This is a genomic window from Acinetobacter sp. YH12039, assembly GCF_013420015.1.
Taxonomy (GTDB): domain Bacteria; phylum Pseudomonadota; class Gammaproteobacteria; order Pseudomonadales; family Moraxellaceae; genus Acinetobacter; species Acinetobacter amyesii.
The window spans coordinates 1-15,327 of sequence record NZ_VOZA01000059.1 but is presented as its reverse complement, the minus strand read 5'-3'; the positions used below and the strand labels follow the sequence as shown (position 1 = coordinate 15,327).

Below are 15,327 nucleotides of genomic sequence, written 5' to 3'. Positions count from 1 at the left end.
GTCTGGAAGGCATTAGTTCGATTGAGCAAGCCAATGCATGGTTGCCCTGCTTTATTGAGCAATTTAATCGTAAATTTGCCAAGATGGCCATTAATCCCAAGGATCTACACCGGACTGTCAGTGAAACCGCTGACGAGTTAAATGATATTTTTACCTGGCGTGAACCTCGCAAAGTTACAAACAGCCTGACGATTACATATGATAAATGCGTATATATCCTGAAAAAAACAGAAGAAAATCAAAGATTGATCGGCAAGTATATTGAGTTTCTGGAATACCCGGATGGTACGGTAGCCATTGAACACCAAGGTAGAAAAATCAATTACAGTATCTTCGATAAATTAAGTCAGCTCAACCAGCGAGAGATCGTTGAGAATAAACGTTTGGGTTCTGTACTAACGCATATTCAACAACAGCATGAAGAATTAGAACAGCAAAACAAACGGAGTCGTTCTCAATCCATGCCACGTAGACGTGCACAGAAAACAGCAATTCAACAACGCAATTGAATCCTGTGCTTGACTTGGAAATGCCTGTATAGGACATTTCTACTTAGGAATAACAGCTTTAACTTTATTTACTAAGATGATGATTCACAGCTATTGCACATCAACCGTATTCAAATTGCTATGTTTCTAAGCTTCGCTAAAAATAAATTTGTCCTGCCACAATCCTTAGACAAAAAAAAGCCATAACAATTGTTGCTATGGCTAGTTCACATGTATTTCTATATTTAAATCAGTCTACTGTTTTCCTGATTGTTGATTTAGGAAGATTTGATTTCCTCACTACTAAATACTTTAGTCTTTTGCTCTATTTGATCTGGCTTTAAAAATGAAGATGCAATAATCGCAATCACTGCAAAGCCTGAAATATAGGCAATAATTAAATTAGGGCTTCCATCACCAATACTTAGCAATTTCGTCGCGATTAATGGTGCTAAACCACCACCTAGCACGCCTGCAAATTGAACTGAGATTGAAATACCGCTATAACGTATTTCTGCTGGAAATTGGCGCGAAAATAACTGTGACTGCGGCGCATACATCAAAGGAAAAACCACACCAATACCAATCACTATGGCCGTCCAAACCAATACCGGATCCTTGGTATTTAACATCGCAAAAAATGGATAGCTATATAATGCCAATACACATAAACCAAATCTAAACATATTTTTTTGCCCAACTTTATCAGACAAATGCCCAAAAATTGGCGTAATAACCATGATGACTGCAGCACCACAAATTGTTGCAAACAAAATGTCTTGTCGAGGAATATTCAGCTGTGTGGTTGTATAGGCTAATGCAAATGTCGATGCTAAATAGAACCAAGCATTTTCAGCAGCTCGAGATAAAATAATCGTAATCAACTGCTTAGGATGATTTTTAAACACTTGTTTTGCTGGAACTTTAATTGATTCGGTTTGAGCTTTAACTTTTTCAAAGTCTGGAGACTCAGGCACTTTTACGCGAATATACCAACCTACAGCCAGTAAAATAATGCTGGCTAAAAATGGTAGACGCCACCCCCAGCTAAATAACGCTTCTTCAGGCAACATTGAGACTAACCCTAAAGCCACCGAAGCGAGCAATAAACCACCACCTGTACTGGCTTGCGGTAGACTTCCCCAAAAGCCTTTTTTACCCGCTGGCGCATGTTCTACCGCCATGAGTACTGCTCCGCCCCATTCTCCACCCATGGCCATGCCTTGTATAAATCTTAAAATAATTAAACAGACCGTTGCCCAATAACCAATGGTTTCAAATGTCGGTAACAACCCAATCATCACCGTGGGAATACCCATCAACATTAATGTGACCAATAACATTGATTTACGACCAACTTTATCGCCAAAATGACCAAAAACTATTCCACCGAGTGGTCGACCAATAAAGCCTACAGCATAGGTTGCAAATGCAGCCAACACGCCAGTTAACGGATCAAGATTTGGGAAAAAAAGTCGATTGAAAATGAGTGCTGCGGCAGCACCATAGATAAAAAAGTCATACCATTCGATGGTTGTACCCACCATACTGGAAATACCCGCTAAACGATGCGAGGACTTAGCTGGTGGAGCTGTGTTTCCCTGTACATTTTGCATTGTTATCTTCCTTATTCTGCAAGATATTTCTACGTTGCATTTTCACGATGCTTGATTTGTATGATGATTTTCTTCATGAAAATCAATATTTTTAGATCTTATATGTGTTTAATTTACGCTGAGTCACTGGTTCATATCGAACATAAAATCAAATATGAATATTGACCAAGGGTTTGAACCGTTAAAAATATAAACCTACTGATTAAATAGATATTTCCTCCATTATTTTGTCTAAAGTCGGACTAGACTGTTGCCACTTTGGCTGTTTGTCTTTATCCACAATTAATGCACGCACACCTTCAACAATATCGCCATGTTGAAACCAAACATCTTGCAAATGTCGTTCAATTTGCATGCATTGCTTCAGTGAAAGACCACGACCTAAATGCTGGAGTTGTAAACTGATTCTTTTCGCGATTGGAGATCGTTGTTCCAAGGTATTGCGTATTTTTAGCGCCCACACTTGAGCATCATTATGCTGTTCATTTTCAAGACTATTTTCAATGGCATCAATGCACTCATAACCAAAATGCTTACGAATTAAATCTGCATTTTGACTAAGTTCACTTTCCGCTGGTCGAGTAATATATTTCGCAATCAATTGTTCAATATTTTCCTTACTGAGTTGCTTAGAATTTCTTAAATCTTCTTCTAATTGAACAAGTTGCTCACTCGGAACATGGTAGTCAATCAAATCTAGGTATAACGCATCGCTGGCACTGATTTGATCGCCCGTAGTTGCCATGTACACACCAATATCATCCAAACGTGATAAAAAGTGTGTCGCAGCCACATCTGGGAAAAATCCAATGGCAGTTTCAGGCATGGCAAATCTAGATTTTTCGCTGCTGACAAGCACATGACATGCTTGGGCTAAGCCAAATCCACCGCCAAGTACATAGCCATCGAGTATGACAATAATGGGTTTTTTATACGCACGAATGGTATTCAGCATTTCATACTCAGCTTGAAAATAAGCTTGATGATCATCTCTACCATTCATATAACTATCATAGAGATAGCGAATATCTCCACCTGCACAAAATGCTTTGGGACTATTTGAGCGAATAAGTACAGCATGAATATTGGTTTGATCAGCCCATAGTGCTAATTGCTGTTGAATCCCTTGGATCATTTCTAAAGACAAGGCATTTAAACTTGCCACGCGATCTAAACTGATTTGGCCTAAATGCCCATGTTCTTCAATCATTAAGTTATTTGTACTCATATCCATATAATCCTTTTTTATTTTTAATTGTTTTTAAAATTGGCTTGGCGCTTTTCAACAAATGCTTGCATGCCTTCTTTTTGGTCTTGAGTTGCAAAAATCGAATGGAATGTTCTACGTTCAAAACGTAAACCTTCTTGCAAACTGACTTCAAATGCACGGTTAATTGACTCTTTGATCATCATGGTTGCGACTACAGATTTTTCGGCTATTTTTTTAGCAGCATTTAAGGTCTTTTCAACTAACTCCTCTTTAGGGAAGACTTGAGCAACTAAACCACTCTGCTCTGCTTCTACTGCGCCCATTTGTCTCGCAGTCAGACACATTTCCATGGCTTTGGACTTACCAATAGCAAGCGTTAAGCGCTGTGTCCCACCTATCCCGGGAATTACTCCTAAAGTCACTTCTGGTAAACCGAATTTTGCATTGTCGGCACAGTAAATAAAGTCACACATGAGCGCTAACTCACAGCCTCCACCCAACGCATAACCACTGACAGCTGCAATTAAAGGTTTACGGCGCTGAGCAATTCGATCTGCCAGATGAAAAAAATCATCCAAATAAATATTCGGAAAACTCAGTTCAGCCATTTCTTTAATGTCTGCACCAGCGGCGAAGGCTTTTCCTGAACCTGTAATAACCATACAGCCGATGGCAGGGTCTCGATCTAAATCATCCAACGCCAAATTAAGGTCTTGAATTAATGTGCTATTTAATGCATTTAAGGCCTGAGGACGATTTAAAGTAATAAGTCCAACACCATTGTTCTTTTCGAGCAGAATCGTTTCAAATTGCATGTGAGATCCCTATATATTCAATATTTATGAGTAGGCTTCAGATATGAAGCCTTTTCGTTGAAATGTCTTAAAGACAACGTTATAAGCTGCGAGCAATTACTAAACGTTGGATATCACTCGTACCTTCATAAATTTGGCAAATACGTGCATCACGATATATGCGCTCAATCGGGAAATCTTTGAGATAGCCATAACCACCAAAGACTTGTAATGCTGCTGAGCAAACACGTTCAGCCATTTCAGATGAAAAAAGCTTGGCCATAGACGCTTCATTTAAGCAAGGTTGTCCTGCTTCTTTTAAACGTGCCGTGTGATAGACCAATTGGCGTGCGGCCTCTATTTCTGTTGCCATACTTGCCAATCGAAACGCAACTGCCTGATGTTCAAAAATTGGTTTACCAAAAGTAATACGCTCTTTGGCATATCGGGTTGCTTCTTCTAATGCTGCACGTGCAAGACCAACTGCTTGCGCCGCTATACCAATACGACCGCCTTCTAGATTTGATAAGGCGATTTTCAAACCTTCACCTTCTTTTCCTAACATTAGGCTTTCATGCACACGCACGTCTGTGAGTGCGATTTGACAGGTATCGGAAGCATGTAATCCAAGCTTTTCTTCAGTACGAATCACTTCATAACCAGGTGTTTCTCTTGGGACAATAAAAGCACTCATGCCTTTTTTCCCTGCACTTGGGTCAGTCACAGCAAAGACAATAATGACCCCTGCATTATGTCCCGAGGTAATAAACTGCTTAGCACCATTAATCACCCATTCATTGCCATCTTTTACTGCACGAGTTTTAATGGCAGCAGCATCTGAACCCGTATGTGGCTCAGTTAATGCAAATGCACCGATCATTTTGCCTTGTGCTAAAGGCACTAAATATTTCTGCTTTTGTTCTTCTGTGCCAAATTTAGCAATAGGAACACAGCCTACCGAGTTATGTACACTCATAATGGTTGAGGTTGCCCCATCGGCCGCGGCAATCTCTTCTAAAGCCATAACATAGGCAAGATTACCTGTATCTGAACCACCCCATTCATCTGATACCAGCATGCCCAATAAACCCAGTTCACCCATCTGTGCTAAAGCCGCTTTGGGAAAGGTACCGTTTTTATCCCATTCGGCCGCTTGAGGTTTAATTTGTTCCTGTGCGAAACTGCGTGCCATGTCCTGAATTAATAATTGTTCTTCGGTAAATTGCATCTTATCTTCCTGTACATCAATCAATTGCTTTCATCCACTTTGAAAATGATTGAAACTGAATGAAAGCTTGATTTTGATCATGATTGTTCGGCATTCATTTAGGGTTAATCGTTACGTCATTTAACTTGCATGCTGCGTGGATTGTTTCGCAATCTCTTGATTTCGCAATAAGAAACGCTGAATTTTTCCACTTGGGGTTTTCGGCAGTTCTTGAACAAACTCCACCAATCGTGGATAAGCATGTGCAGATAGGCGCTTTTTCACAAATTGCCCTAGCTGCTCTGCTAACTCTTCTGACGGTGTGACATGCTCAGCTAAAATCACAAAAGCTTTTACAATTTCTGTCCGATCCGGATCAGGTACACCAATGACCGCAGCTTCAATCACTGCATCATGCTCAAGTAAAGCACTTTCTACATCGAATGGCCCAATACGATAACCGGATGTTGTAATCACATCATCATTACGACCAACGAAGCTCATACTGCCATCTGCGTGTAATTCTGCAGTATCACCAGTGAGGTAATAATGCTTTACAAAGGGTGACTTACGACTTTCTTTATATCCACCAAACCACATCATCGGTGATTGACTAATATCGACAGCCAGTACTCCCGGCGTTCCTGCAGCTAGCTCTTGCCCTTGTTCATCAACAACCGCCACGCGATATCCCGGACTGGCATAACCTGCGACACCTGCGCGAATATCATGTTGTAAACCATGGTGATTACACACCACCATACCAACTTCAGTCTGACCATAATGGTCAAAGATCGGTGCATCGAGGACTTGTTTAAACCAACGGAACACTTCAGGGTTAAGCGGCTCTCCAGCACTACTCACGACTCTAAATTTCCCTTTGAGTTTTGCCATTTGTTCAGGATCAGCCGCCATCATCATTCGATACGCTGTCGGTGCGCCTGCAAGGTTCGTCACTTTGTAGTCATCTACGATCTGACACAAACTATCAATGCTAAAACCACCTTCGTAAAAGAGTGTTGCATGTCCAAGTAAAAGTGGCCCAGTGATTCCATAATACAAACCATAAGCCCAACCCGGATCGGCAATATTCCAAAACGAATCATCTTCACGTAGCCCTACCGCATTTTTCATATATTGACCAAAAGCGATCAAAGCTTTAAGCGGGACTTCTAAGGGCTTTGCAGGACCTGTAGTACCTGAAGTAAACATCAAAAGAAATGGATCATTGATGCTCTGTAGGACAATTTCACAATCTGTAGACTGTGCGTTTACTTCATCCCAAAAGTTTAAATCTCCCTGTTGTATCCCTTGACCCGCTGGATCTGCAACAGTAACGATTTGGGGACAATGTGCAACTTCATCTAATTTACTGCGATTACCCACATCGCTAATCACCAATTTGCTTTGTGCAAGGTGTAAACGATGTTCAATGGCTTTGGGGCCAAAGGCGGTAAATAGCGGTTGATATACAGCACCTATTCGCCAAGCCCCTAAAATCACCACAAGTAATTCAACTGTACGGGGTAATAAACCTGATACACGATCACCCTTTTGCACACCCTGTGACTTTAAAAAATTGGCAAATTGGCTCGACCACTGTTGCAGCTCTGCAAAGGTATACTGTTCTTTCCGCCCATCTTTACCTTGCCAATATAGTGCGACCTTATTATGATCAATCGCATGACGGTCGCAGCATTCATAACATGCATTTAATTGCTCTAAAGAGCCTGATAACATTTCTTTGGCAGCATGATTTAAGTCAAATGCCTTTGCAACATCTTGATAATTCGACATCTTCTCTACCTCAGTCTCAATTTATTGTTATTCCGACACGAGTGTTAGTATTTTTAGCCATCCCTAGGCTAGATTGGTGTTCAAAGCGATTAAGCGTCCTTAGGTAAGTATTGCTGCACAATGCTTGAAAAATCTAAGTGTGCATTACCTTGTAAACACAGCTGTTGATACATCTGCTGAACCAGTCCACCTAAAATAATCGGCTGTTTGACTTGTCCTGCGGCTTCTACAGCCAATCCTAGATCTTTCAACATCAACTGAGTTGCAAAACCATCGGTATAACCACGTCCCGCAGGTGCATTTGCTGAGATACCCGGCCATGGATTACATACATCCGAACTCCAGCAACGTCCGCTCGAACTATTCACCACACCTGCTAAGGCTTGAGGATCAATCCCCAGACGCGCACCGAGCGCCATACCTTCAGCAACGGCTGCCATGGAAATACCAAGAATCAAGTTATTGCAAATTTTCGCAATTTGACCTGCACCCACATCGCCACAATGCACAATGTTTTTACCCATGTGCCCCAATACAGCTTTGGTTCTTTCAAAAGTTTGATCATCTGAACCGACCATAAAGGTTAATGTACCGGCCTGAGCACCAATAGTTCCGCCTGAAACAGGGGCATCACAGATTTTTATCTGATGTGCAGCACCCACCTCGGCTATATCCTTAATGGTTTGCGGATCAATGGTACTGCTATCGATACATAAGCTTCCTGCTTTCATTACCGCTAATACACCATTTTCTCCCAAATACACTTCTTTGACATGCTTGGCAGCAGGCAACATGCTAATCAAGACATCTGCTTGTTTCGCGGCATCTTGTGGGCTGTGGCAAACGATGCCACCTGCTTCAGTAAAATGCTGAATCGCAATTTCGCTTAAGTCGAAACCGTAAACCGTAAAACCTGCTTTGAGTAGGTTTTGGGCCATTTTTCCGCCCATGTTTCCTAAACCGATAAAGGCAATATTCATCCTTGAACTCCTAAATTAACGTAGGTTAATGGTGGTATTCACTTCACCTTTTTCTTGTGTATCTTCGAACCAACGACTGGTGATGGTTTTAGTTTGTGTATAGAACTGAACTGCTTGCTTACCATATGGACCTAAGTCACCCAGTTTTGAACCACGCGATCCTGTAAAGCTAAAGAAAGGTACAGGTACAGGAATTGGAATATTGATACCCACTTGACCAATATCGATATCACTTTGGAATGTACGAGCGACTGCACCACTTTGTGTAAATAGTCCAACACCGTTGCCAAATGGATTGGCATTAATCAATTCAATCGCCTGCTCTAGAGTATCGACATGAATAATGGCTAACACGGGCCCAAAGATCTCTTCGGTATAGATGCGCATATCGGTTGAAACTTGATTAAAAATCGTTGCTCCGACAAAGTTTCCTTGCTCATAGCCAATGACTTGAACATCACGACCATCCAGCAGCAACTCTGCACCTTGCTCTACACCGCTTTGAATTAAATCCAGTACACGTGCTTTTGCGCGAGGTGAAATGACTGGGCCAATATCGGTATTCGGCTCATGCCCTGCATTGACCTTCAGCGTTTTGGCTTTTTCAACCAGTTCATTAACCCATTCTTTACTTTCACCAACCATGACAGCAACAGACAAAGCCATACAACGCTGACCTGCCGCACCGAATGCTGCACCAACGAGGGCATTTAAAGTTTGTTCTTTATTGGCATCTGGCATTACCACCACATGGTTTTTAGCTCCCATCATCGACTGCACACGTTTTCCATGCTGTCCTGCAAGGTTATATACATGTGTACCAACGGCTGTAGAGCCTACAAATGAAATGGCCTTAATAGCTTGATGTGTGCATAAACGATCAACGACGTCTTTACCACCATGCACTACGTTTAATACACCTGCTGGAATACCAGCTTCAATTGCAAGTTCGACAAGCATCATGGTCGATAATGGATCTTGTTCAGATGGCTTTAAGACAAAGGTATTTCCACTGACAATCGCCATTGGGAACATCCAGAGTGGAATCATCGCAGGAAAGTTAAATGGCGTAATTCCTGCACAGACACCCAGAGGTTGTTGCAAGGTATAGGTATCCACACCACGTGCAACACCTTCTATATATTCGCCCATTTGAAGTGTGCCAACCGAACACGCATGCTCAACGACTTCTAAACCACGTTGAATATCACCTTCAGCATCTGCAAGCGTCTTTCCTTGCTCAGCCGTCAGTACACGGGCAATCTCTTTCATATTGCTACGGATGAGATCTTGTAGCTTCAGCATAATGCGCATACGTGCTTGAACAGGCGTTAAGCGCCAAGTTTTAAACGCCTCTTGCGCTGAAGCAATCGCTGCATCCACTTCTTCCATAGTCGCCATTGGAACACGACCCAAAACCTCTTGAGTTGCAGGATTTAGAATGTCTTGCCACTCTGTAGTGTTTGACTCTATAAATTTACCGTTAATTAATAATTTAGCCGTCGCTGACTGAATATTTGACATTGTGTTCATGACCTCTCCATAGGTATTTATTGTTTTGTACTGACTTAGAAAATATCCAAAAGCCTTATATTTATATTTTCCAATTCACTTCAAACTAGCAAAGAAAATTTTGACTACCAATAGAGATTCACGCACGATTGATGTGCAAATATGCACAGGGATGACAATAACAATGAAAGTAGATTGGGATCATTTACAGTATTTTTTGGTTTTGGCTCGTGCGAAAACCCTAACCAATACCGCACGTATTATTGGAGTTGAGCACAGTACAGTTTCTAGACGTATACATGCGCTAGAACTGGCTTTAGGCACGCCATTATTTAAACGTGAAGCCACAGGTTATGAGCTTACCTTAGAAGGTTTGGCACTGGTTCCTCGGGTAGAACAAATGGAACAGGCATTTTTACAAATCGAAAAACCTAACCAACCTATGCAAGGTCGTGTGCGAATTGGCACACCCGAAGGGTTTGGAACAGCATTTTTGACACAGCTCTTGGCAGAATTGTCCAAAAAATACCCTCTATTGACTATCGACCTTATTCCAGTGCCGAAAATGATCAAACTTTCACATCGTGAAGCAGATATTGTTATTTCAATTGATCGACCGAAATCAGGACCTTATATTATTACTCGACTAGCAGACTATTGTTTAAAGATTTATGGCAGTAAAGAATACTTAAAAAACACGCAACCCATTCATACATTAGAAGATTTAAAATCACACACTTTTGTGAACTATATAGATGATCTAGTCTATAGCCCAGAACTGTATTGTTTAGAGCGCTTACCTATTCAGCTCAATGCTAACTTTAGAAGTAGTAGTATTTTGGCACAACAAATTGCCGTGAGTGCGGGTGCAGGATTGGCAATATTGCCCAAATTTTTGGCCGAGGAAAAACCCGAATTAGAACAAGTCTTGGCGCAAGATGTTCGTTTTGTGCATACCTTTTGGATGCTAACCCTAGTCGATTTACAACATGAGCCACGCATTAAGCTGGTCTGGGACTTTTTGAGAAAAAGAACTGACCAATATCATAGTTTATTAATGGATTAAGAGATGAAGCTTCCTTCCAAACTATAACTGTTATAGAAATTTAGATGAATGTTGTATCTATGCTTTCAAGCGATATACCCCAATAATCACCTATAACCACTAGGGATTTAGAGTACATCTTATGAGCAATCAAGAGCCTAAAAAACCGCAAAAATATGCAGACAGTGAAATTTCAGATAAGGCCTTTAAACGTGCCATTATTTGGTTCTCGATCTATGTGCTTTTATTCTGTATTGGTGTAGCGTTTGTCGTTGGTGCAGATAATTCCTATCTACCTTAAGCGACAGTATTATTCACTTATTGCAACTCGCTATTGCATGAATATCTTACATTTCATGTTTGCTCATGATCAGTTCATAAAGTATTAATCGGATCATTAGGCCAAATAAATTGGTTTAAATTTGAATTTAAAAAAAGCTTGTAAGTCTAGATTTACAAGCTTTTTGCATTTTTAAAGTGATCAATTCACAGCTATAAACTTAATTAGTCATCTTTATCGCTTATGCAGGACTCGGTTTTTTAACTTGGTGCTGAAGATGCGTTTGAATGTATTCACCGTAGACCGACATTTTTTCAAAGATATGCTCTGAATAAAACATGTCTTCTACCAAGACTTGCGCACGGTCAAACTCATATAAACCTAATCGTTGTAAAATTTTGGCGTTAATAAACGAAAATTTTTGGCATAAATCGATATATTGCTGATCTTTGTCTTTAAATAGCAGCTTTAACATATTGATTTGATTTAGATCAAAATCAATCGGTTCAACTTTATCCGCCAAGACATGGATTTCAACATCTAAATATTCAGCAAGCTGATTTAATTTTTCTAAGTCGATATGTAGATGTGTAATACAAATGATTTTGGAAACTTTCGGATTACATAAGCTATTGATCAAACTAAAATAGAAGTGTTCTGCTGGCGATAGTTGTTCATTATGTAGCTCAATGTAGACATTTAGTCCCGATAAAACATCATCAACTTTAAATGCGCTAAGTTTAGCCTCAGCATGATAATAACGATTCAATATCGCAACATTTTCAGGGCTTTGCGGTGTAGCGTACATCACCTTCTGATTCAAATTCGCTAGGATAAAAGGTGCAAATAAAAAAGCCGCATTTTCAGCCTTGGCATTCATATGCTCCTGACAAATACTGACATAGCCCACTTGCTGTACTTGTCGTAAAATTCGACTGCGTAAAAGTACTGCTTCTAAATTAGTATGCTGTTGTTGCAACAGATGCAGCGTTGAATCTGTCAATAGAACATCCACCAGTAAATGTTGTAACAGTTCTAATTCACTGGCTTTAAACATAGTCAACTCCCTAACTTCCATACCATTTGACGCCACAAGTGTTGTGGTTAATGCACCTTATAAAAAATTCAAGCTTAAAACTAGATACAGTGAATTTGAAAAAACATATAACAGTACCGACCCATCTGTTATAAAAATTTAATGTAAAGTTTCATTTACTGATATATTTATAACAGAATCTTGACTTGTTGATGACTATGTATAAATCGGAACAGCTTGCTCAGCACCTACGTCAACTGATTGAAAATGGCACTTTAAAAGCGCACGAAAAACTCCCTTCTTTACGTGAACAAGTACAGTTGTCCGGCTTTAGTTTAATCACGGTCATGAATGCTTATCAGGAGTTAGAATCGCGTGGCTTAATCTATGCACGTGAAAAATCAGGCTACTATGTGGCGCAAGGCTTAGTCGAAATAGAGGCTGAACACGCTCAAATCGTGTCCTTAAACACGCCGGTTGAAATTAACTCTCTGGTCTTTAAGTATTTAAAATCAATACAAGATGAAAAAATCGTTCCATTGGGATCAGCTTTTCCAGCTCAAGACATTGTTTTTTCTAAAAAGTTAACCCAAATCATGGGGCAAATTTCCCGAAATCCCAAAAGTTACGATGCCATTGATAATCTTCCACCCGGTAATTTAGCCCTTCGTAAGTTGATTGCACAGCGTTATTGCATGCAAGGCATAGCCACTGATCCAGAGGATATTGTGATTACCTCAGGCTGTATGGATGCACTGAATCTTTCCTTACAGGCCATAGCCTCACCGGGTGACTATATCGTGTTACAGCAAAATATTTTCTATGGCGCCTTGCAAGCTGCAGAGCGCTTAGGCCTTAAAGTGGTGACCTTACCGGAACATCCACAAGACGGTTTTGATTTAACCGCGTTTGAATATATTCTAAAAACTTATCCCGTCAAGATCTGTTGGTTGATACTGAATTCGCATAATCCTGTGGGCTTTACAGTCAGCGATGAAATCAAGCAAAAAATTGCCGTGTTATTACACCAATATCATGTGCATTTAATTGAGGACGATGTGTATGAGGAAATGCATTATGCATCCAAGAAACCCGTTTCAATGAAATACTTTGACCAAAATAATATGGTCTTACATTGCTCATCTTTTTCTAAAACGTTAGGCGCTGCATTTCGGGTTGGTTGGGTGCACGCCGGTAAATACTCTCAAGCGATTCAACACTTACAACTCATGAGTACTATTTCCGTCAATACCTTATTGCAAAATGCCTTGGTGGAATTTATTTCAAATTATCATTATGAAAAACATTTACGGGTCCTAAGAAAAAGTCTACAGCAACACAAATTACAGTTTTACCGTTATTTAGAAAGCTGTCTACCGACTGGATGCAAATTACAATATCATCCAAGTGGTTATTTTCTTTGGTTAAAATTACCAGAACATGTTGAAAGTATGACGGTCTATGAAGCCTTAATTCAACAGCAGATCGGTGTTGCTCCAGGCCGTTTATTTAATGTTGCGGAAGCCAAAACTCAATATATCCGTTTAAATTGTTCCTTTGCATGGAAGGATGAGATTCAACAGGCTTTAGATGCCCTCCTTAGTACAATCTCTGCACTTTCCTCAGATCAGACGAATATTTGACAATTTTTATTGTCATTATTATGCTCAAAGCAATACAGTTCAAATACATATATTTGTTGTTGAGATAACAATGAATTCATTCAATATTTACCAAAATTCAAAAAACAAATAGGTTCGTTCATGGAAGATCAAAAACACAGTCAACGCATACATGCTTTTAGTTCGGATGTACTCACAGATCTAGATGCTGTGGGGATTGCACAGCTCATCAAATCTAAAGAAGCCTCTGTACAGGAAATTACACAAGCGGCCATTGCACGTGCGGAACAAGTCAATCCGCATCTAAATGCCATTGAACTGGACTGTTTTCAACGTGCTTTAGAGAAAAATCAATATGTTGAACATGGTCTATTTGCGGGCGTCCCTTTTTTCTTTAAAGATAATCTAGATTATCAAGGATTGCCCTCACGCCATGGTTCAAAGGCCATAGGTTTAAAACCAGCCGATCGTAATCCTCAAATTAGCCAACAAATCTTAGATCAAGGGTTTGTCGTATTAGGAAAATCCAAGCTCCCTGAATTTGGTCTAAATGCCAGCACCGAATATAAAGATGGATCAGCCACCTATAACCCTTGGCATTTAAGTTATTCCTGCGGTGCATCTTCAGGCGGTTCCGCAGCTCTCGTTGCAGCCGGTGTCGTGCCGATTGCCCATGCCAATGATGGCGGTGGTTCGATTCGAATCCCTGCTGCATGCTGCGGTTTGATTGGATTAAAGCCTAGCCGTGGCCGTACTTATGACAGTGAAGCAGCAGGTTCTCTTCCGATTAATATCATCAGTGAAGGTGTCCTAACCCGTAGCATACGAGATACTGCGCATTTCTATGCAGGAATGGAGTCAAGTTATTATAATAAAAAGTTGCCACGCATAGGCATGATTCATGGGCCTTCTAAACGTCGACTACGCATAGGCTTAGTCCCGCAATCGATTACAGGGCAAATAGATAGCGAAACAACTGCAACGTTAATGCATAGCGCAGCACTCATGGAAAAATTAGGCCATCATGTTGAAGAACTTCAGTTACCTTTTTCCTTAAGCTTTGTTGAAGATTTCAGTGAATATTGGGGGATGTTGTCCTTTTTACTGAGTACCTTTGGCAAGAAAATCTTTGGCGCTGACTTTAATCCAAAAGAGTTAGATCACTTAACCGTTGGTTTATCGAAGTTGTATAAAAAGAACTTTTATAAAACCCCGTTATTTCTGTATCGATTAAAAAAAATGCAGCAACAATATCGTGAAATCTTTAAGCATTACGATGTGTTGCTATCACCTGTACTTGCACATACCACACCTAAAATCGGCTATTTGTCACCTCAATTACCGTTTGACCAGTTATTTGAACGTATACAGAACTATGTGACTTTTACACCCATCCAAAATGTTGTTGGTGCTCCAGCCATGTCGATTCCTATGGGAGAAACGCAAAACGATGGACTACCGATCAGTATGCAAATTTCAGCCGATGTCGGTGATGAAAAAACCTTGATCGAACTGGCATATGAAATTGAAGAAGCTCAGCCATGGCGACGTATTCAGGATGTGCCTCGAACTGCTTAACAGCCCAATCAAAGGTTTAAAAAAGGGAGCTGATTGGCCACTGCTGTCCCATAGTTTGCTTTAAATAAAAAAACCTGAGTCCTAACAGTTAAAATATGAGTGCAAACAAACACTTTAACGACCAGGATTCAGGTTTTGTCACATCAGAATACCGTATTTCAT

12 protein-coding genes and 1 pseudogene are annotated in these 15,327 nt (G+C 40.4%); 5 read left to right on the top strand and 8 right to left on the bottom strand.

What is annotated here, in order from left to right; genetic code table 11:
- Positions 1 to 541: pseudogene (locus FTT98_RS15745) on the top strand (ISNCY family transposase); the annotation flags it as partial.
- A 225-nt stretch (positions 542 to 766) separates the two neighbouring features.
- Here the strand turns inward: FTT98_RS15745 and FTT98_RS15740 are convergent.
- From FTT98_RS15740 to FTT98_RS15710, 7 genes are all read right to left on the bottom strand, one after another.
- On the bottom strand, positions 767 to 2,104 hold the full coding sequence (locus FTT98_RS15740; protein ID WP_180177549.1) for an MFS transporter: 1,338 nt from the start codon (positions 2,102 to 2,104) through the stop codon (positions 767 to 769).
- Between the two features lie 202 nt (positions 2,105 to 2,306).
- Positions 2,307 to 3,332 (bottom strand): enoyl-CoA hydratase/isomerase family protein, encoded by a 1,026-nt coding sequence (locus FTT98_RS15735; protein ID WP_180177548.1) that lies wholly within the window; start codon positions 3,330 to 3,332, stop codon positions 2,307 to 2,309.
- Positions 3,333 to 3,355: 23 nt separating this feature from the next.
- The gene (locus tag FTT98_RS15730) at positions 3,356 to 4,129 is read right to left on the bottom strand and encodes an enoyl-CoA hydratase (protein WP_180177547.1); all 774 of its coding nucleotides are present in this window, start codon (positions 4,127 to 4,129) and stop codon (positions 3,356 to 3,358) included.
- Positions 4,130 to 4,208: 79 nt separating this feature from the next.
- Positions 4,209 to 5,336: an acyl-CoA dehydrogenase family protein gene (locus FTT98_RS15725; protein ID WP_180177546.1), complete on the bottom strand. Its 1,128-nt coding sequence runs from the start codon at positions 5,334 to 5,336 to the stop codon at positions 4,209 to 4,211.
- A gap of 120 nt (positions 5,337 to 5,456) precedes the next feature.
- Positions 5,457 to 7,112 carry an AMP-binding protein gene (locus FTT98_RS15720; RefSeq protein WP_180177545.1) on the bottom strand — a complete coding sequence of 552 codons (1,656 nt, stop codon included), beginning with the start codon at positions 7,110 to 7,112 and terminating at the stop codon, positions 5,457 to 5,459.
- An 89-nt stretch (positions 7,113 to 7,201) separates the two neighbouring features.
- Positions 7,202 to 8,092 carry a 3-hydroxyisobutyrate dehydrogenase gene (gene mmsB / locus FTT98_RS15715; RefSeq protein WP_180177544.1) on the bottom strand — a complete coding sequence of 297 codons (891 nt, stop codon included), beginning with the start codon at positions 8,090 to 8,092 and terminating at the stop codon, positions 7,202 to 7,204.
- A gap of 15 nt (positions 8,093 to 8,107) precedes the next feature.
- Complete coding sequence (locus FTT98_RS15710; protein ID WP_180177543.1) at positions 8,108 to 9,625, bottom strand: CoA-acylating methylmalonate-semialdehyde dehydrogenase; 1,518 nt, start codon at positions 9,623 to 9,625, stop codon at positions 8,108 to 8,110.
- 163 nt (positions 9,626 to 9,788) lie between these two features.
- Between FTT98_RS15710 and FTT98_RS15705 the strand changes: the two genes are divergently transcribed.
- Together FTT98_RS15705 and FTT98_RS15700 are read left to right on the top strand one after the other, a co-directional pair.
- Positions 9,789 to 10,670, top strand: a complete 882-nt coding sequence (locus tag FTT98_RS15705; protein WP_078193328.1) for a LysR family transcriptional regulator — start codon at positions 9,789 to 9,791, stop codon at positions 10,668 to 10,670.
- Positions 10,671 to 10,791: 121 nt separating this feature from the next.
- Positions 10,792 to 10,950 (top strand): hypothetical protein, encoded by a 159-nt coding sequence (locus FTT98_RS15700; protein WP_168379604.1) that lies wholly within the window; start codon positions 10,792 to 10,794, stop codon positions 10,948 to 10,950.
- 220 nt (positions 10,951 to 11,170) lie between these two features.
- Here FTT98_RS15700 and FTT98_RS15695 read toward each other — a convergent pair whose 3' ends face one another.
- Complete coding sequence (locus tag FTT98_RS15695) at positions 11,171 to 11,986, bottom strand: hypothetical protein (RefSeq protein WP_180177542.1); 816 nt, start codon at positions 11,984 to 11,986, stop codon at positions 11,171 to 11,173.
- 197 nt (positions 11,987 to 12,183) lie between these two features.
- Here FTT98_RS15695 and FTT98_RS15690 point away from each other — a divergent pair, with 197 nt between their 5' ends.
- Both FTT98_RS15690 and FTT98_RS15685 read left to right on the top strand, forming a co-directional pair.
- Positions 12,184 to 13,608 carry a PLP-dependent aminotransferase family protein gene (locus tag FTT98_RS15690; protein ID WP_180177550.1) on the top strand — a complete coding sequence of 475 codons (1,425 nt, stop codon included), beginning with the start codon at positions 12,184 to 12,186 and terminating at the stop codon, positions 13,606 to 13,608.
- Positions 13,609 to 13,728: 120 nt separating this feature from the next.
- Positions 13,729 to 15,165, top strand: a complete 1,437-nt coding sequence (locus tag FTT98_RS15685) for an amidase (RefSeq protein WP_180177541.1) — start codon at positions 13,729 to 13,731, stop codon at positions 15,163 to 15,165.
- The last annotated feature ends 162 nt before the right edge of the window (positions 15,166 to 15,327 follow it).